The following is an 18,649-nucleotide window of genomic DNA, read 5'->3' on the forward strand; positions in this document are numbered from 1 at the left end:
AAACCTGTGTAATGTGAAAGAACCTACCGAAACAATCATAATTCATAATCGGTGAGAAGGAGCTTTCTATGATTACGCAAATTAGCCCGATGGGCAGTTTAGATTTATTGTCTCAATTAGAAGTCAGCAAGTTAAAAAAAGCCGCTTCTAGCGATCTCTACCAGCTTTATCGTAGCTGTTCTCTCGCAGTATTAAACTCCGGCAGCCATACTGATAATTCGGAACAATTATTAAAATTAAATGAATCTTTTGAAATTGAGGTGCTACGCCGTGAACGTGGTATCAAACTTGAATTAACCGATCCACCTGAACACGCTTTCGTTGACGGAACCATCATTAAAGGGATTCAAGCTCACTTATTCTCAGTGTTACGAGACATTGTCTTTTTACACGTACATTTGGCAGACAGCCAACGCCTACAACTGACCGATTCCACACAAATCACTAACCAAGTATTCGGTATTTTACGCAATGCTAAAGCCCTGCAAACAGGCACCGAACCGAATCTGGTTGTCTGCTGGGGTGGCCATTCTATCAACCCTATTGAATATCAATACACTCGCGAAGTAGGTAATGAACTTGGTTTGCGTGAAATGAACATCTGTACCGGTTGTGGTCCCGGTGCGATGGAAGGCCCCATGAAAGGTGCAGCGGTTGGACATGCTAAGCAACGCTATTCAAATCAACGTTATATTGGTTTAACTGAACCATCAATTATTGCGGCAGAACCACCCAACCCTATCGTCAACGAACTGATCATCATGCCGGACATCGAAAAACGTTTAGAAGGCTTTGTACGCTTAGGGCATGGAATTATCATCTTCCCTGGTGGCCCAGGAACTGCTGAAGAATTACTGTATATTCTCGGTATATTGATGCACCCAGATAATGCAGATCAACCTTTGCCATTAGTGCTTACTGGACCTAAAGAAAGTGAAGCTTACTTCCGTTCCATCGATCAATTTATTCACGATACGCTCGGCCCTAAAGCTCAAAAGCATTATCAAATCGTAATTGGAGATCCAGCAAAAGCTGCGCGAATAATGAAAGAAGCAATGCCGAAAGTGAAAGAACACCGTAAGTCTCAGGAAGACGCTTATAGCTTCAACTGGTCGCTACATATCGCGCCAGACTTCCAAGCGCCATTTGAACCCACACATGAATCAATGTCGGAACTAGATCTACACCTAGAGCAACCACCAGAAAAACTAGCCGCCAACTTACGCAAAGCTTTCTCTGGTATTGTTGCAGGTAACGTGAAATCGGAAGGCATTCGTGAAATTAAGAAACACGGCCCATTCATCATAGATGGTGATCGTAACTTAATGGAAAAAATGGATACCTTATTGAATGACTTTGTTGAGCAGCAACGAATGAAACTACCGGGGTCTGAGTACGTTCCTTGTTATCGTGTTGCTCGTTAGTCAATAAAATTCAACTCTACAATTCTCTGAATTTGCTACAATGGCTTTGATTTTATTTACTCAAGTCATCTCAAAGCCATTTTTATTCAGTGTTAGGAGAAGTTATGTCAATTCACTTGGTGATCATCGATGCCCTCAATCTGATCCGTCGAGTGCACTCTGCACAACCTGATGCCAACGATATTGACCGTACCATCACGACCACCAGTCGAACCATCAATAAGATTCTGGTTGAATCGCAACCCACCCATATCATTGCGGTATTTGATCATCATCAGCAAGATCGAGGCTGGCGAGCACAAGTCTTACCTAGCTATAAAGAAGACCGCAAACCAATGCCCGTACCGCTCCTTGCTGGGTTAGAAAAGATCCAATCTGCTTGGTGGGAACTTGGCATAGATTCATTACTTTCCGATGGCGATGAAGCCGATGACTTAGTCGCCACTCTTGCATACAAGGTCGCATCGGCAGGCGAGAAAGCCACCATCATCTCAACCGATAAAGGCTACTGCCAACTACTCTCACCCAACATTCAAATTCGCGATTATTTCCAACACCGCTGGCTAGATGCACCATTTATCGAACAAGAATTTGGCGTCAAACCCGAACAACTTGCCGATTACTGGGGATTAGTCGGAATTAGCTCAAGCAAGGTACCCGGGATTCCCGGCATTGGGCCGAAAGCAGCGAAAGAAATATTGCAGCAATATGGTGATATCGAAACCGCTTATGCTGCTGAAGACTTAAAGCCTAAATACCGTAAAAAGTTTGATGAGCATATTGAGCTTGCACGTACCTGTAAACAAATTGCAGCATTACAGACCGATATGAAGTTAGGGTTTAATTTGCAAGATGTGAGGTTTGAGAAATAGCGTCGTGGCTCGTAGCTAGGACGCTCTGCTGCTCGTATCTCGAAAAAGAAATAACACCAACAACGGAATTAAATCGTAGCTCGTTTAATCGAAACACGAGCTACGATAAGCGAAGCGCCCAAGAAGCGCAGCGCTCGCTGTAAATTAATACGGCGAAATATTCTTCAAAATCTGCACATGCACGGTGATTTCTTCACGGTCATGATATAAATGCTTCGCTTGCAGTTTGAAAGGTACATCGTTTTCTTTAAAGAAAATCTTCAAGTTTTCAATGTCTTCCAATACTTCATCGTAACGGCCTTTCATCGGCAATTTTAAGTTAAAGATCGCTTCTTTGGCTAAACCACGAATTAACCATTCCCCCATGAGTTGAGCAACTCGAGATGGTTTCTCAATCATATCGCACACTAACCAAGTAACATTCTTCTTAGCAGGCTCAAATTTAAAGCCATCTGCTGCGTGGTATTTAACCTGACCAGTATCCATCAAGCTTTGCGCCATTGCACCATTGTCCACCGCGTGGACAAACATAGAACGCTTAACTAATTGATACGTCCAGCCCCCCGGGCAAGCACCTAAATCAACTGCCCACATACCTGGTGCTAATCGTATATCCCACTCTTCTTTAGGAATGAAAACATGAAACGCTTCTTCCAGTTTCAACGTTGAGCGACTTGGTGCATCTGATGGGAATTTTAAACGTGGAATCCCCATAAAGAACTGTGAGTTGTTTTGAGATAATGAGTAACCAACATAGCAATGCCCCGGTGCAACAAAACACACATGCAATACTGGCTTTTTAGCATTGTCTTTAGCAAACAAGAAGCCTTTACCACGCATCGCACTGCGCATTGGTACCGTAAACTTGCGGCAGAATTTCAGTAACTCTTTCGCTTCGTTGGTATCTGGTGTTTCAACACGAATATCGCCACAGGTTGGAAATTGTTCCTGCGCTTCAATCGCCGCTAAAATTGGCGAAATACGATCTTCTGTCGGTAAATCAGTTAATGCATCAGCCACCGCAATCATCTGACGAGCAAAGATCAACGCTTTAAAGTCGAGAAGTTTGATCAGCTTATCCGCATCACCTTCTTGGTAACACTCAAAAAGCACGTAACCCGATTGTTTTTTCACACGGGGAAAACCAAAAATCTCTAAATTATTGGCTTTATCTTGGATTTCTCCTGCGCACTCTTTTTCAAAACCAGAACGGCAGTAAAGTAAAACGTGTTTCACAGTGTCACCTTATTTAATCGTAAAACGGATAGAGCAAAGATAATCCAACCCAACATAAAAAACACACCGCCTAATGGGGTAATTGGGCCAAACCATTTTATTCCTGTTAAAGCCAGCGCATATAAGCTGCCACTAAAACAAAGGATGCCGATGATAAAGCAAATGCCAGCATATGCCACACCTTTACGCCCTTTCTCTGAGTATTCAACTGACTGAGAAGCAGAATTTGGCGCTGTAATCATCAAAATAATCCCACATGCCAACAGTGCAAAAGTATGCCACGCTTGATATTGTACTCCAGTTTTAAATACACCGAGTAAATACTCAGGTAAGCGATGTGATAAACCATGAGCAGCAAAGGCGCCGAGTGCTACGGTAACTAGACCAGAAAACCCAGCAAAAGCGAGAATCTTCTGACCTCTACATTTTGAAATAGACATGATTTTTCTCCTATATCACTGAGTATGATTTTCAATAAAGGCCATCATTTTGCTAACCGCCAATGCTCGATTAGCTTGCTCAGTAAAGCCGGATTTTACTCTAGGCTTTAAGCTATGATCGCCATCGGGAATAAAGTCGACATGAATGGAATCAGAAAAAGCAAATGACTGACATTCCTCTTTAGTGCCAAAAGTATCGCGTTCACCTTGTAAAATTAACGTTGGTTTAGTGATATTGACTAAATGTTCGCCTTTATAGTTCTCAGGCTTACCCGGTGGATGAAAAGGAAAGCCTAAACACATCACCCCAGTTACTAATGGATGCTCTGATAAATGACTGGCCATCCGCCCGCCCATCGACTTACCTGCCAAAAATAAATACTGCCCTTCGCGGTGAAAAGTGTTAATTTTTTCTTCAAAATCTGCTAATAATTTTGGAGCACGATCAGGCGGCCTTTTTTTACCATTTTGCGCGCGAATCACCATATAAGGGAAATTAAATCGAACGACCCTTACTCCGTGAGCCGCTAATCTTTCAGCTATGTCAGCCATAAACTCATGATCCATTCCTGCGCCAGCGCCATGGGCAAGTAATACTGTCACTACCGCCTTATCATCACCATCAATTATGATTTTATGTTGTTGTGACTCTAGATTCATGCTTTATCCTTAATACTACTGATAGTGCCAATTTCTTCACCGATTTCATCGAGTAGTTGATCTTGCTCACTAGCGGCTTTACTAAGCATCCAGTCTCGGAACGTTGCCACGCGTCCAACATCAGCTTGCTTAACATCACACACCACATAGAAAGCATTTTTACTGATCAAAACTTCATCAAATGGCTGTACTAAACGACCGGAATCTAAATCTGGTTGAGCAAGAACATTATTCACTAGCGCAATGCCTTGGCCATGCATTGCTGCTTGGATCACCATGGTTGAGTGACTAAATATTGGACCGTGATTAACGTTAACGCCTTCAATATTATGCTCTTTAGTAAACTGCTTCCAATACTTACGCGAGCTATCGTGCAGCAAGGTATGGTTTTTTATGTCGGCTAAACAATTTAATGGCTTACTACCGAGTAACAGTTGTGGCGAACAAACTGGAATCAAACACTCTAAATACAGTTTATCCGCACGCACACCCGGCCAATTGCCACGACCATAATAGATCGCTACATCAACATCGTCGGAAAGCAACCCTTCATCCATATCAACCGCTTTGATCCGCACATCGATATCGGGCTCTTGAGCGTTAAAGTCGGCTAAACGTGGGACTAACCATTGAATAGCAAAACTAGGTGTTAAACTAATAGTTAATGCGCCCTTTTCACTGCGCTCTAACACCTTATCGGTAGCATCAGAAATTGAAGTAAAAATATCTTTGATATCTAAAAAGTAACTCTGCCCTTCTTCTGTCAGCAATAAAGATCGATTACGACGTCTGAATAGCTTGATACCTAAAAATTCTTCTAATGCTTTTACTTGGTGGCTGACCGCCGCTTGTGTAACAAAAAGTTCTTCTGCCGCGCGAGTAAAGCTCAAATATCGAGCCGCGGCTTCAAACACACGTAATGAATTCAAAGGAGGTAAACGTCTAGCCATAAATCAAACCTTTATTTAGTAGTCAAATGACAGCATTGTTTTATACCTAAGTGACTTCAAGGTGTAGAATTCACTCGGGGATAACAAAATTATTACGCATTAATTTTTCTCATGTGAAGCATTATAAATTGTCCATTGCTGAAGTGCCATGAAAACTCTATATTTCATAACACATTAATGAGTTACAGCATTTATTCCAAACCTATAAATCTGTGATTAACTAATGCTAATGTTGTGTTTGCATTAACTCTGTTGAGTTTTATGACCAGTGGTAATACTCCCTCATTACCATTGATTCCTGATTATTTGATAGTGAATCAAATTTATACACAGTTAGATTTATTCTAACTGTGTTTTTTTTGTTCCTGAAAACCATCAAATAAATGTGATTGATATAAAAAAACGTCGACTAAAAAGCCGACGTTTTTCTTTATTCTATCCTCCTTAGTTAAGGACGATAGACTTTAACATTGTCATAACCTAAATCTTTGAGGTACAAGGCTTGCAAACGGCTCATCACACCACGGTCACAGTACAATAAGTATTGCTTACTCTGATCAAGGTCGCCAAACTGAGTTGCTAACTTATAGAAAGGTAGGTGTTTAATCTCAACACCATCAATTTCTAATGGATTCATATCCTCTTCATCCGGGCTACGAACATCAAGAACGACCGCTTGCTCGGAAATTTCAGCGACTTGCTCTACTTCCGGCGCTTGCTCTTGGCTTTCCGTTTCAATATCACGGATATCCATCACGCGGGCATTGGCAACCACTTGCTCAAGAATATCGAAGTTGAAGTTCAATTCTTCTTTTTCTAGTTTTGCTTTAACTGCTTTCACCGTTGGCTTTTTAGAGATAACACCACAGTATTCTGGCATCACTTTAGCAAAATCTTCGGTGCCGATTTGACGAGCAACATTGATAATATCTTCTTTATCCCAGTTAATCAGAGGACGAAGAATCAAAGTATCCGTCACATTATCAATCAAACGCAGGTTAGTTAGCGTCTGACTTGATACTTGACCTAATGCCTCACCAGTCACTAATGCTTCAATACCGAACTTCTCAGCAACCATACCACCTGCACGCATAAACATACGCTTAAGTACTACCCCCATCTGGCCGTCATCAATATTTTCTAGAATTTCAGCCACTACTGGCTCAAAATCTACCGCGATGAACTTCACTTTGGCTGAAGAACCATATTTCTTCCATAAGAAGTGTGCGACTTGCTTCACGCCGATTTCGTGCGCAGGACCACCTAAATTGAAAAAACAGTAATGGGTTTTAGAACCCCGTTTGATATGTAGGTAACTGGAAACGCCTGAATCAAAACCACCAGAGATTAAGCTCAATACATCTTCTTGAGTACCAAGAGGGAACCCTCCTAAACCTTTATGGCGAGCGATCACTTGGTTCAGCTTATCATTGGCGATTTCTAAATTGACGGTCACTTCTGGCTTAGTCAATTTCACACGAGCAGATTCAACCGCTTGGTTTAAACCACCACCAACATAACGTTCAACTTCAATCGAAGTAAAATCATGCTGACCACGGCGCTTAACACGCACGACAAAGGTTTTTCCTTCAATAAGTTCGCGGCTTTGTTCTAGCGCTTGCTCATAGATATTGTGTAAGTCGGTAAACTCAGACTGCAACACTTCAAGCGAGTGATGAATACCGGGAGTATGAGTGATAATTTCAAGTACTTTATCGTAATATTCATCGCTATTGGCAGCGATTTCAATGTGATCACGACGGTTTAATACCGCTACAGATTCTGTTTCACGCTGGATTATATTGCGAAGATTACGCTCCAGTGTGCGAGTGAAACGCTTACGAACCGAGTCACTTTTAACAAAAATTTCTGGATGGGGTTTTACAATAAACTTCATATCATGATTCACTTTTTATCGGATTATTCGACATTATGGTTAAATTCAATTCAGATAACGCCAAAACTAAGGCGCAAAATTATACACGACAATTCATCTAGGCGGAATGTATTTCCTATCTAGCCTCTCTAGGCCACAATTTCCTGCCAATTTTAGGATAAAAAGCAGATTAACCCTTGTTTCACCTCTGCTAGGTCAAATACAATTAGCCCTTTCCAAATCCTCTATATAAGCAGAATCCACATGGCGAGCAAAAAACCTGAAAATATGAGCTTTGAAGCGTCATTAACCGAGCTAGATGCCTTGGTTAATCAACTTGAAAATGGCGATTTAAATTTGGAAGACGCATTAAAGAAATTTGAACGTGGTATTGCCCTTGCTCGTTCTAGCCAAACCAAATTAACCGAAGCTGAGCAACGCGTTGAGATTTTGCTAAAAAATGACGATGAGTCAGAACTGATCCCCTTTGACCCTGAAAGTGACATTTAATATGAGCATTTCACTGGCTGACTACCAAGCACGAAATAACCTGCAGCTAAACTTATGGTTAGATAGTATTCCGCATCAAAATCAAACGCTGACTAAAGCTATGCGCTATGGCTTACTGCTTGGTGGTAAACGTGCTCGTCCGTATTTGGTTTATATCACAGGACAAATGTTTGGCTTAACTTTAGAGCAATTAGATACACCAGCATCAGCTATAGAATGTATTCATGCTTATTCATTGATCCATGATGATTTACCCGCCATGGATAATGATGAACTGCGTCGTGGACAGCCAACTTGCCATATAGAATTTGATGAAGCGACCGCGATCTTAACTGGCGATGCGTTACAAACTCTTGCATTTACTATTCTAACAGAAGGTTCTTTAGCTACAGTCAGTGAGCCCCAACGTATTCAGTTAATCAAAGAACTGGCCAATGCTTCAGGTTCACTAGGCATGTGCATGGGTCAGTCTCTCGATCTTGAAGCAGAAAATCGCCTAGTCTCTATTGGAGAATTAGAAGAGATCCACAGAAACAAAACCGGCGCTCTGATTAAATGTGCAATCCGTATGGGGGCATTTTGCGCTGGACAAAAAGGCATTGAAGTTATGCCGCATCTAGACCGTTATGCAGAAGCAGTCGGGCTTGCTTTCCAAGTTCAAGATGACATCCTAGATATTATTAGCGACACCGAAACCTTAGGAAAACCTCAAGGTTCCGATCAAAATTTAAATAAAAGTACTTATCCTGCTCTGCTAGGATTAGAGGGAGCCCAGCAAAAAGCGCAAGACTTGTTACAAGAAGCGCTTCAAGCACTACAGGCTGTACCTTACAATACTCAGTCACTCGAAGAGTTCGCTCGATACGCCGTCGAACGCAGCCATTAAAATACTCTAATTAAGCGCTAAAATTTTATGACTCTTGATATATCAAAGTATCCAACACTTGCACTTGCCAATACACCTGATGAGTTGCGTACCTTACCAAAAGAAAGCTTATCGCCGCTATGTGATGAGTTACGTACTTATTTGCTCAATTCAGTAAGCCAATCCAGTGGCCATCTCGCATCCGGCCTCGGCACAGTTGAGCTGACTGTCGCGCTTCACTATGTTTATAACACCCCATTTGATCAACTGGTCTGGGATGTGGGCCACCAAGCCTACCCTCATAAAATTTTAACCGGTCGTCGTGAGCGCATGCCGACTATCCGTCAAAAAGATGGCTTACATCCTTTCCCATGGCGCGGTGAAAGTGAATATGACACGCTTTCGGTAGGTCACTCTTCTACTTCAATCAGTGCCGCGTTAGGTATGGCGATCAGCGCGCAGAAAGAAGGTAAAGATCGTAAAGTGGTGAGCGTGATTGGTGATGGTGCGATTACCGCAGGTATGGCATTTGAAGCAATGAACCACGCCGGTGATGTGCACGCTGATATGCTAGTGATCTTAAATGATAACGAAATGTCGATTTCTGAAAACGTTGGCGCACTTAACAATCATTTAGCTCAACTGCTTACTGGCAACTTCTACACGTCCATCCGTGAAGGTGGTAAGAAAGTACTATCAAATGTACCGCCAATTAAAGAGCTGGTACGTAGAACGGAAGAACATCTAAAAGGCATGGTCGTTCCTGGAACTATGTTTGAAGAGCTTGGCTTTAACTACATTGGTCCAATCGATGGTCATGACGTTAAAGAGCTGGTCAAAACATTAAAGAACATGCGCGGCTTAAAAGGCCCTCAGTTTTTGCATGTGATGACCAAAAAAGGTAAAGGCTATGAGCCAGCGGAAAAAGATCCGATTGGTTATCACGGCGTACCTAAATTCAACCCAGAAGAAAGCTCACTGCCGAAAAGCAGCGGTGGCAAGCCCACTTTCTCTAAAATTTTCGGCGACTTCCTGTGTGATATGGCCGCGCAAGATCCTAAGCTCATGGCAATCACACCCGCGATGCGCGAAGGCTCTGGCATGGTGCGTTTTTCCAAAGAATTCCCACAACAATATTTTGATGTGGCGATTGCGGAGCAACATGCTGTCACGCTTGCGTCAGGTATGGCGATTGCTGGTCAACACCCAATTGTGGCGATCTACTCAACTTTCCTACAACGTGGTTACGATCAACTGATCCACGATGTGGCAATCATGGATTTACCTGTGATGTTTGCCATTGACCGTGCCGGATTAGTTGGCGCAGATGGTCAAACTCACCAAGGTGCCTTTGATTTAAGCTTTATGCGCTGCATTCCAAACATGGTGATCATGGCGCCAAGTGATGAAAACGAATGTCGCCAAATGCTCTACACTGGTCATAAACACCAAGGTCCAAGTGCAGTGCGTTACCCTCGCGGCAGCGGCTGTGGCACGGAAATTCAAACCGACATGACTGAGCTTGAAATAGGTAAAGGTCGTATCGTCAAAGAAAGCTCGACCAAGAAAGTTGCGATTTTATCTTTCGGTACCTTCTTACCAGAAGCATTAAAAGCGGCCGAAAGCCTAGATGCTACTGTTGCGGATATGCGCTTTGTTAAGCCACTCGATGAAGGATTAGTGCTAAAACTCGCAGCAGAACATGACGTATTGGTTACTCTAGAAGAGAACGTGATTGCCGGCGGTGCAGGCTCTGGTGTGATTGAGCTTCTCATGCAACACAAGCAAATTAAGCCTGTGCTGCAACTAGGTTTGCCTGATCGCTTTGTTCAGCAAGGCACCCAAGATGAGCTGTATCAAGAGCTTGGTTTGAATGCGGCAGGTATTGAAAAGCAGATAAAGGCTTATTTAGGTTAAATTAAAGAAGTGATAAACAAGTGGCACGATAGTTTTCTCTATCAGGCCACTTTTTATTTAAATTGTTGCCTTGTTTAATTAAAACTTCGGCGAATCAAAGTTATTCGGCTCATCGGTGTAAACCGCGACATTCGACTTTTCTACTAAACCGGTTTCTGCCACACATTGTTGTTGGAAGAAGTCAACAATTTCTTGACGTTGGCAATGAGCTTCAAACGCTTCGTTGCTTGCCCAGATTTCATGGAAAGCAATTGGGTAGCTTTCACCGCCGGCAAATGGGCTGGTACGGTGACGAGTCACGACATATTGCAAGCAACCATCTTCGCGTAGAGTATTTGGCTCTAACGCTTGCAGCACGGCAAACAACTCATCTAGCTTGCCTTCTTTTGGTTGAAACTGCGCAACACAATATACTTTCTTAGACATCTTACTTCCCTTAATAATCGTTATAAATACAAAACCACTAACCATAAACTGATCGCTGCAAAAACTCCCGCCAGCACATCATCAATCATGATGCCAAAGCCACCATGGACATGACGATCGAGTAAACTAATCGGCCACGGCTTCACCATGTCAAAAATTCGAAATAACACAAAGCCAATCAGCAAGGTTTGCCAATCATAATGCGGTAATCCCAGCAAAGGCACTACGCTCATGGTGATCCAAAAACCGACGAACTCATCCCACACGATTGCGCCATGATCATGAACTTGCATATCATCAGAGGTTTTCTGGCAAATGGTTATGCCAACTAAAGCGGAGATAACGACCACGATACCGTAAGCGAACGGCGGCAATTGAACCAATAATAAATAAAATGGAATAGAAGCTAAGGTTCCCATGGTTCCTGGAACAATTTTGGATAAACCACTACCAAAGCCCACGGCTAATAGATGCCATGGATTAGATAACTTAATACAGTCGATAGGGTTTATCTTATCTGGTATGTGCGACATGTTGCACCTTATTTTGTTGTAATTTTAATAGAACGATTAACTAAAATGGTTAAAGCCTTGAACCTGTTTGGCAGGATCATCATCCGATAACGCTACTCCATTTCTCACTAGGGTGATATCACAAAGCGTAGTTTCAGCGTGTGCGATAATTCGACCGATGCAAGTTAACTGACAACCGGCTTTATCTGCAATGTCATTTAACGCCGCTTTATTTTCAGAAGCGACAGTAAAGCACAGCTCATATTCTTCACCACTCTTTAATGCAGCCAGTTGTGCTTTCGACTTATCGCCATAAAACTCAGTAGCTTGCTGTGTGATAGGTAGACTCGCAATATCAAGTTGAGCACTCACCTTAGAGCGATTTAAAACGTGCTTAAGATCTGACATCAATCCATCAGAAATATCAATACAACTCGTGGCATGGTTGCGCAGTAGTTCAGCGAGCTTAATTCGAGATTGCGCATAAAAGTGACGTGATACTAATTCTTTTGCATGAGTCTTACTCGCATCATCAGGGTTGAGAATAACACTTAAACCCGCCTGACTGTCACCTAGATTACCACTCACAAAAATCCAATCGCCTACTTGAGCGCCACTGCGTGTCAATGCTTGGCCTTTCGGCACTAAACCTTGAATAGTAAAAGAAATACTCAATGGACCTTTGGTAGTATCTCCGCCAATCAATTGTAAATTATGCGCATCCGCCAGCTCGAACATGGCGTCACAAAAAGGTGCTAACCAAGCTTCATCAATTTCCGGCAAACTGATCGCCATGGAAAACCAAGCGGGCGTCGCTCCCATTGCGGCCAAATCACTAATATTGGACATTAATGCTTTATAAGCAACAGCAGCTGGATCAGCATTGGATAAAAAATGCGTCCCTAATACCACCGTATCGGTACTAATCGCGATCTGATAACCATCGGGCGGTGACACCAATGCACAATCATCACCTAAGGCTAAATCAACATCTTTTCGATTCGCTTGACGATGTGAAAAATATTTATCAATAAGATTAAATTCACCTGGCATGGAGTCACTCTATACAGAACATAAAAAAACTGATTATACAAAAAAGGCCAGCACTTGGCTGACCTTTGGTAATAATTCAGAAAATTACTTTTTACGAACGTGCGGTGCAGCCTTATCAAGCACACCGTTGATGAACTTATGACTATCTTCTGCGGCAAAGACTTTTGCAAGCTCAATTGCTTCATTGATAACCACTTTGTATGGCACATCATCACGTTTCGTCATTTCATACATTGCAAGTCGAAGTAACGCTAACTCCATCATATCCAAATCTTGCATTGGACGAGAAAGATACGGGCGTAACTTGCTGTCTAATTCCATGTTTGTGTTCACGACACCTGACAGTAAGTCTTGAAAATAAGCAACATCTGTTTCTGGTGCTTTTAAGCTAGGTTCACCAGCATGATGCTCTTCTTCATCATACTTTTCACTGGTTAAAAACTGATGTTCAATAGTTGCCACATTTTCTTTAGTGACTTGCCAAGAATAAATCGCTTGTAGTGCGAATTGACGTGCATTACGACGTGCGGCTGGTTTCACGCGAGCCCCCATTAGGAATTAGATTGCAAAAAATTAGTTAATTTCATTTAGAACGTTGATCATCTCAAGTGCGCTAAGAGCAGCTTCTTGCCCTTTGTTACCAGCCTTGGTGCCTGCGCGTTCAATCGCTTGATCGATTGTATCAACAGTCAATACGCCAAATGCTACTGGAAGACTATATTCCAAAGACACTTGAGCTAAACCTTTATTACACTCACTACATACATAATCAAAGTGTGGCGTGCCACCGCGGATAACCGTACCAAGTGAAACAATCGCATCGAACTTACCAGTTTTGGCTACACGTTGTGCAACAAGTGGTAATTCAACTGCTCCTGGGCAACGAACAACGGTAATGTTGTCATCGCTTACTTGGCCATGACGCTTCAATGTGTCAATCGCACCTGAAAGTAAACTTTCGTTAATAAAGCTGTTAAAACGAGAAATAACGATAGCAATTTTTGCATTCGGAGCGGCAAAAGCACCTTCGATTACTTTCATAAGTTATCCTTTAACTATTTTCTAGAGAGTGAGAATCGGCGGATTCTACCATAAATTTGTGAGCGATATCTATTGGTAATTCGTTTCTCGTTGCTCGGAAGCTCGTGACTCGAATAAAAGTTTTTTCAAGCAACGAGTAACGAGATTCCGAAAAACGTTATTCCGTTACATAATCCACAACATTCAAACCGAAACCTGATAGTGCGTGGTAACGTTTATCCGATGACGATAACAAGCGCATATCTTTTACGCCTAAATCCGCAAGGATCTGAGAGCCTACCCCTACACGGCGTGACGTGCCTTGCTTTTTCGCCATCACTGGCGCAGTGGCATTATCTTGTTGCTCGAATACTTTGACTTTATGAACGATTGATTCTGCGGTTTCTTCTTTGCCTAGAATAACTAACACACCGCCTTCTTGGTTAATGCGCTTCATTGCCGCATCCAGAGACCAACTACGATCACTTGAACGATTAGAATGCAATAAATCGGTGAATGTATCTTGCAGGTGAACACGAACTAAACAAGCATTATCGATCACATTACCTTTGCGTAACGCATAGTGAATTTGGTTATCAATCGTGTCGCGGTAAGTCACTAGATCAAACTCACCAAACTCTGTCGGTAATTTACATTCCGCCACACGTTCAATGGTCGTTTCTGTGTTGTTACGGTATTCAATTAAATCCGCGATAGTACCTAATTTAATGCCGTGTTTTTCAGCAAACACTTCTAAATCTGGACGACGTGCCATGGTGCCGTCATCATTTAAGATCTCCACAATAACAGAAGCTGGTTCTAAGCCTGCTAGGCGCGCTAAGTCACAACCTGCTTCAGTATGCCCTGCTCGGGTTAACACGCCACCATCTTGTGCCGCTAGCGGGAAAATGTGACCCGGTTGTACTAGGTCTGCTGCTTTAGCATTTTTAGCCACCGCAGCTTGAACGGTTACTGCGCGATCCGCTGCTGAAATACCGGTTGTTACGCCTTCTGCTGCTTCAATTGATACAGTAAAATTAGTCGTGTACTGAGCATTATTATCTTGCACCATTGGCGGTAAGCCTAGGTTATGACAACGCTCTTTTGTCAGGGTAAGACAGATTAAACCACGACCATGAGTGGCCATAAAGTTAATTGCTTCTGGCGTGATATGTTCTGCAGCAATAATAAGATCGCCTTCGTTTTCACGATCTTCATCATCCATCAAGATAACCATCTTGCCTAAACGTATATCATCAATAATTTCTTTTGAACTGCTAATTGGCATATTGAATTCCTAACTATTCTGCTGATGCTGACTTGGCTACCAATAACCCGAAAATAAAGTTAAATTAAATAAGGTTAAGCAAAACCATTTTTTTGCAATAAGTCCATAGTAACGCGAGAAACTGGCGTCTCTTCTTCCGCTTTACCGGTAATTAATCGTTCTAAATAACGGGCGATCACATCGACTTCTAAATTGACTTTTCGTCCAACCACAAAGCTATTAACCGTTGTTTCTTGTGAAGTATGCGGAACAATTGTGATTTTAAAGGCATTTTTACGCACATCATTGACGGTTAAACTAATGCCATCAATGGTGACAGAGCCTTTCTCGGCAATGTAACGAGCGAGATGGCTTGGTACTTCAATCCAATATTCCATCGCACGGCCTACGGGTTGGCGATCGACAATCACCCCCACATCATCGACATGACCAGAAACAATATGTCCACCAAAACGGGTTGAAGGTAACATGGCTTTTTCTAAGTTAACTGCTTCGCCCACTTGATATTGTGAAAAACCCGTGCGTTTTAAGGTTTCTAATGATAAATCAGCGCTATAACTGCGTTGATCAAACTCTACTACCGTCAGGCAAACACCATTAGTTGCGATACTATCACCTAGGTGTACATCCGACATATCAAGCTGACCTGCATCAACCTTAATAGTGACATCTTCACCTTTAGGGGTGATCGCTAAGATAGTACCGACCGCTTCAACAATTCCTGTAAACATAACGTCTCTTTCTCATTAAATTCTATTTTTGCTTGATGGTTGCAGTTAAGCGAATATCACTGCCTACCATGCGCATATCTTGAATATCAAGTTCGATCACATCACTCATTGAGCTTAGGCCACATAGTTGAGTTAAACCACGACCATCGGTGCCCATCAATTTTGGTGCAAGATAAACAATCAATTCGTCAACACAATTTTGCTCGATTAAACTCGCGGCTAACTGCGCGCCAGCTTCGACCCATATATGGTTAATATTATGTTCATCAGCAAGTTGCTTTAATACACTTGGTAAATCAAATTGTTGACCAACCACCTTAGCGGCTACCGATTGTTGGCTAGACTTTAAGGAATGTGGCGCTTCACCATCTGAATCATGCACAGTTAGAATCTCACCTTGTTGCTGCCATAATTTTAAATCGGCATATTCATAGCCTTGCAACTTAGCTTGTCGATCGAGCACAACTCGTACAGGCTGACGCAACGAATCTTGTTGATAAACCGCTTGAATTGACTCAGGAAGATCTTGCCAGCGAACATTGAGCGATGCGTTATCATCCACCACCGTTTTAGCGGTAGACAGAATTGCACCAGCTTTGGCTCGGTAAGCTTGTACATCTTGACGTGCTTTCTGGCTGGTAATCCATTGGCTATTGCCATTCGCCAGTGCAGTTTTACCATCAAGGCTGGCGGCCAATTTAAGTTGCACAAATGGCATCCCGGTTTTCATTCGTTTAATAAAACCAGGATTAAGATTAATGGCATCTTGCTCAAGCAAACCGACATCCACTTGAATGCCAGCTTCACGCAACATTTTAATCCCTCGACCTGCCACTTGCGGATTAGGATCTTGCATTGCACACACTACCCGAGCCACTTGGGCTTTAATTAATGCTTCTGCGCAAGGTGGTGTACGACCATAATGAGAACAAGGCTCTAAAGTTACATAGGCGGTTGCACCAGTGGCTTGTTCAGCAGCTTGACGCAAGGCATGAACTTCCGCATGAGGTTGCCCTGCTTTAAGATGCGCGCCTTGCCCAATCAGCGTCTGATCTTTAGTGATTACACAACCAACGTTAGGATTTGGCGCAGTAGTATAAACCCCTTGATTTGCCAAGGCGATCGCTTGAGTCATCATTTGATAATCAAAGGCAGAAAACACAGCTTGAGTCATAACTTTATTCCAATATCTGAAGGCAAAACGATTAATCTTCTAAGCGTGCGATCTCTTCGCCAAATTCGCGGATATCTTCAAAACTACGGTAAACCGAAGCAAAGCGAATATAGGCAACTTTATCGAGAGTTTTAAGTTGTTCCATCACTAAGTTGCCAATCATTTCACTCGGTACTTCACGTTCACCGGTAGCGCGCAATTTTGATTTAATGGTACTGATCGATAATTCAATAGCATCGGCACTGACTGGACGTTTTTCCAGCGAACGTTGAATACCACCAATCATTTTATCTTCATCAAAAGGTTCACGATTACCATTAGTTTTTATCACCTTAGGCATCACTAATTCTGCGCTTTCAAAAGTAGTAAAACGCTCACTACAAGCAAGACATTGGCGACGACGGCGTACTTGATGACCATCGGCAACTAAGCGCGAATCAATTACTTTGGTATCATTTTCAGAACAAAATGGGCAGTGCATCCTCTCTCCCTCGAGTCAGAGTAATGTTTATATTCATTATTATTGCTTTAGTTTATCCGAAATCACTAGGCTTAGCGACTATACCGCGAGGGTCGGTTCATCATTATCGAATAAATTTCCCCCTAAGTTGAGCAAAGTTAACGATAAGGTTACAATTACGTATACCCAAGTGAACTCAAGATGCAAAATTCAGAGCTATCATCCAGACCTTTAGGCAAGAAAGATTGGCGAAGGAATGTAAGCAACGCGGTCTATCTCTTATAAAAAGAAGAGGTTTGGATGACGCTCCCGAAGGGCAAGTTAAAACAAGCGTTATGCGGCGTTAAATTGAACAAAGATAGAATAACTATGATTATATTCAATTTGCCTTGCCTATAGCTTGTTTTATTCTTGCTGAAACTTGCATCTTGAGGTTACTTGGGTATAACAGTTTCAGTGATTGCCTAGCTCCTATTGTATGCGCTCACAATCATTCACATTTTGATCCGGTTATTATCTCCACGGATAAATATAGGAAGTAACAATATGAAATATGTAGGATTAGCAGGGTTGCTAGTATTGGCCTTATCAGGTTGTTCAAGCACCACACAAGAAGATAACTACTTAGATGCATCTTTTGAACTATGTAACACTGAAGTGAAAATATTCTCTACTAGTGATGATGGTAAAGTTCGTATCGTTTGTGCTGACGGCTCTAAGTTTGCAATGGACAACGCGAAAACTTTAGACACCATGCGTAATCTAAATGCTTCTTACTGTTCAGGTGAAGGTCTAGGCCAATTTAACGAAAGCTCTCGTTACTACATGTTCAAATGTAAGTCTGGCTCGATGATCAGCATTAACAAAAACGACTAAATTCAGTTTCGAGTTTCGAGTTTCGAGTTTCGAGTTTCGAGAAAATTTTAAAGCCTCAGTTTGAATGTTCAAACTGAGGCTTTTTTATTTAGCACGCATTGAATGTAGATCCTCGATATCGCTTAGGCTCCTCAAGGATGACCGGTATAGGAACTAGGAACTAGGAACTAGAGACAATAAAGCTATATTATTCTTTTAAAAAACAAAACCCAGCCATGTCTGACTGGGTTTTTATCTTTTTCGAGCAGCGAAGCGCTCTAGATTCGAGTCACGATGTTCGGCTCTTACCTGACGCCGCTATAAACTGTTTTACCACTAAATATATTTCAAAATAAAAAGAGCTAGTTCAAGAAAGAGGC

General features: G+C 42.2%; 20 protein-coding genes. 6 read left to right on the forward strand and 14 right to left on the reverse strand.

From position 1 onward, the window contains the following. Window positions 1–68 precede the first annotated feature (68 nt). Together ppnN and xni are read left to right on the forward strand one after the other, a co-directional pair. The gene (gene ppnN, locus ACN0T8_RS03825) at window positions 69–1,424 is read left to right on the forward strand and encodes a nucleotide 5'-monophosphate nucleosidase PpnN (RefSeq protein WP_417879316.1); all 1,356 of its coding nucleotides are present in this window, start codon (window positions 69–71) and stop codon (window positions 1,422–1,424) included. Between the two features lie 104 nt (window positions 1,425–1,528). After that, window positions 1,529–2,296, forward strand: a complete 768-nt coding sequence (xni, locus tag ACN0T8_RS03830) for a flap endonuclease Xni (RefSeq protein ID WP_417879317.1) — start codon at window positions 1,529–1,531, stop codon at window positions 2,294–2,296. A 144-nt stretch (window positions 2,297–2,440) separates the two neighbouring features. Here the strand turns inward: xni and rlmM are convergent, their stop codons facing one another. The 5 genes from rlmM to thiI all read right to left on the reverse strand — a co-directional run bounded on the left by rlmM (window position 2,441) and on the right by thiI (window position 7,479). Further along, complete coding sequence (rlmM, locus tag ACN0T8_RS03835; protein WP_417879318.1) at window positions 2,441–3,532, reverse strand: 23S rRNA (cytidine(2498)-2'-O)-methyltransferase RlmM; 1,092 nt, start codon at window positions 3,530–3,532, stop codon at window positions 2,441–2,443. Then, window positions 3,529–3,972, reverse strand: a complete 444-nt coding sequence (locus ACN0T8_RS03840; RefSeq protein WP_417879319.1) for a DUF423 domain-containing protein — start codon at window positions 3,970–3,972, stop codon at window positions 3,529–3,531. Before ACN0T8_RS03840 ends, rlmM begins: the two co-directional genes overlap by 4 nt. Window positions 3,973–3,987: 15 nt before the next feature. Continuing rightward, complete coding sequence (locus tag ACN0T8_RS03845) at window positions 3,988–4,632, reverse strand: alpha/beta family hydrolase (protein ID WP_417879320.1); 645 nt, start codon at window positions 4,630–4,632, stop codon at window positions 3,988–3,990. Beyond that, window positions 4,629–5,582, reverse strand: coding sequence for a transcriptional regulator GcvA (locus tag ACN0T8_RS03850; protein ID WP_417879321.1), 954 nt, complete (start codon window positions 5,580–5,582; stop codon window positions 4,629–4,631). The genes ACN0T8_RS03845 and ACN0T8_RS03850 overlap by 4 nt, the downstream gene beginning before the upstream one ends. 448 nt (window positions 5,583–6,030) lie before the next feature. Then, the gene (thiI, locus tag ACN0T8_RS03855) at window positions 6,031–7,479 is read right to left on the reverse strand and encodes a tRNA uracil 4-sulfurtransferase ThiI (RefSeq protein WP_417879322.1); all 1,449 of its coding nucleotides are present in this window, start codon (window positions 7,477–7,479) and stop codon (window positions 6,031–6,033) included. A 243-nt stretch (window positions 7,480–7,722) separates the two neighbouring features. Between thiI and xseB the strand changes: the two genes are divergently transcribed. The 3 genes from xseB to dxs are packed head-to-tail and all read left to right on the forward strand — an operon-like array spanning window position 7,723 to window position 10,750. Beyond that, on the forward strand, window positions 7,723–7,968 hold the full coding sequence (gene xseB, locus ACN0T8_RS03860) for an exodeoxyribonuclease VII small subunit (protein ID WP_417879323.1): 246 nt from the start codon (window positions 7,723–7,725) through the stop codon (window positions 7,966–7,968). Between the two features lies 1 nt (window position 7,969). Next, on the forward strand, window positions 7,970–8,854 hold the full coding sequence (gene ispA / locus ACN0T8_RS03865; protein ID WP_417879324.1) for a (2E,6E)-farnesyl diphosphate synthase: 885 nt from the start codon (window positions 7,970–7,972) through the stop codon (window positions 8,852–8,854). 27 nt (window positions 8,855–8,881) lie between these two features. Next, the gene (gene dxs / locus ACN0T8_RS03870) at window positions 8,882–10,750 is read left to right on the forward strand and encodes a 1-deoxy-D-xylulose-5-phosphate synthase (protein WP_417879325.1); all 1,869 of its coding nucleotides are present in this window, start codon (window positions 8,882–8,884) and stop codon (window positions 10,748–10,750) included. A 78-nt stretch (window positions 10,751–10,828) separates the two neighbouring features. Here dxs and ACN0T8_RS03875 read toward each other — a convergent pair whose 3' ends face one another. The 9 genes from ACN0T8_RS03875 to nrdR all read right to left on the reverse strand — a co-directional run bounded on the left by ACN0T8_RS03875 (window position 10,829) and on the right by nrdR (window position 17,435). Continuing rightward, window positions 10,829–11,176 carry a putative quinol monooxygenase gene (locus tag ACN0T8_RS03875; protein WP_417879326.1) on the reverse strand — a complete coding sequence of 116 codons (348 nt, stop codon included), beginning with the start codon at window positions 11,174–11,176 and terminating at the stop codon, window positions 10,829–10,831. Window positions 11,177–11,196: 20 nt separating this feature from the next. Continuing rightward, the gene (gene pgpA / locus ACN0T8_RS03880) at window positions 11,197–11,709 is read right to left on the reverse strand and encodes a phosphatidylglycerophosphatase A (RefSeq protein WP_417879327.1); all 513 of its coding nucleotides are present in this window, start codon (window positions 11,707–11,709) and stop codon (window positions 11,197–11,199) included. 36 nt (window positions 11,710–11,745) lie between these two features. Beyond that, window positions 11,746–12,741: a thiamine-phosphate kinase gene (gene thiL, locus ACN0T8_RS03885; RefSeq protein WP_417879328.1), complete on the reverse strand. Its 996-nt coding sequence runs from the start codon at window positions 12,739–12,741 to the stop codon at window positions 11,746–11,748. An 84-nt stretch (window positions 12,742–12,825) separates the two neighbouring features. Further along, a complete protein-coding gene (gene nusB / locus ACN0T8_RS03890; protein WP_417879329.1) occupies window positions 12,826–13,293 on the reverse strand; it encodes a transcription antitermination factor NusB in 468 nt (155 codons plus the stop codon). A 21-nt stretch (window positions 13,294–13,314) separates the two neighbouring features. Continuing rightward, complete coding sequence (gene ribE, locus ACN0T8_RS03895; protein ID WP_027696879.1) at window positions 13,315–13,782, reverse strand: 6,7-dimethyl-8-ribityllumazine synthase; 468 nt, start codon at window positions 13,780–13,782, stop codon at window positions 13,315–13,317. A 157-nt stretch (window positions 13,783–13,939) separates the two neighbouring features. Next, complete coding sequence (ribBA, locus tag ACN0T8_RS03900) at window positions 13,940–15,049, reverse strand: bifunctional 3,4-dihydroxy-2-butanone-4-phosphate synthase/GTP cyclohydrolase II (RefSeq protein ID WP_417879330.1); 1,110 nt, start codon at window positions 15,047–15,049, stop codon at window positions 13,940–13,942. A gap of 74 nt (window positions 15,050–15,123) precedes the next feature. After that, the gene (locus ACN0T8_RS03905) at window positions 15,124–15,780 is read right to left on the reverse strand and encodes a riboflavin synthase (RefSeq protein WP_417879331.1); all 657 of its coding nucleotides are present in this window, start codon (window positions 15,778–15,780) and stop codon (window positions 15,124–15,126) included. Between the two features lie 22 nt (window positions 15,781–15,802). Beyond that, on the reverse strand, window positions 15,803–16,954 hold the full coding sequence (gene ribD / locus ACN0T8_RS03910) for a bifunctional diaminohydroxyphosphoribosylaminopyrimidine deaminase/5-amino-6-(5-phosphoribosylamino)uracil reductase RibD (RefSeq protein WP_417879332.1): 1,152 nt from the start codon (window positions 16,952–16,954) through the stop codon (window positions 15,803–15,805). Between the two features lie 31 nt (window positions 16,955–16,985). Further along, entirely contained in the window at window positions 16,986–17,435 is a 450-nt protein-coding gene (gene nrdR, locus ACN0T8_RS03915; RefSeq protein WP_027696875.1) for a transcriptional regulator NrdR, read from the reverse strand. 525 nt (window positions 17,436–17,960) lie between these two features. Here nrdR and ACN0T8_RS03920 point away from each other — a divergent pair. Beyond that, on the forward strand, window positions 17,961–18,290 hold the full coding sequence (locus tag ACN0T8_RS03920; protein WP_417879333.1) for a hypothetical protein: 330 nt from the start codon (window positions 17,961–17,963) through the stop codon (window positions 18,288–18,290). Window positions 18,291–18,649 lie beyond the last annotated feature (359 nt).

Source organism: Vibrio sp. (assembly GCF_048266485.1).
Taxonomy (GTDB): Bacteria; Pseudomonadota; Gammaproteobacteria; order Enterobacterales; family Vibrionaceae; genus Vibrio.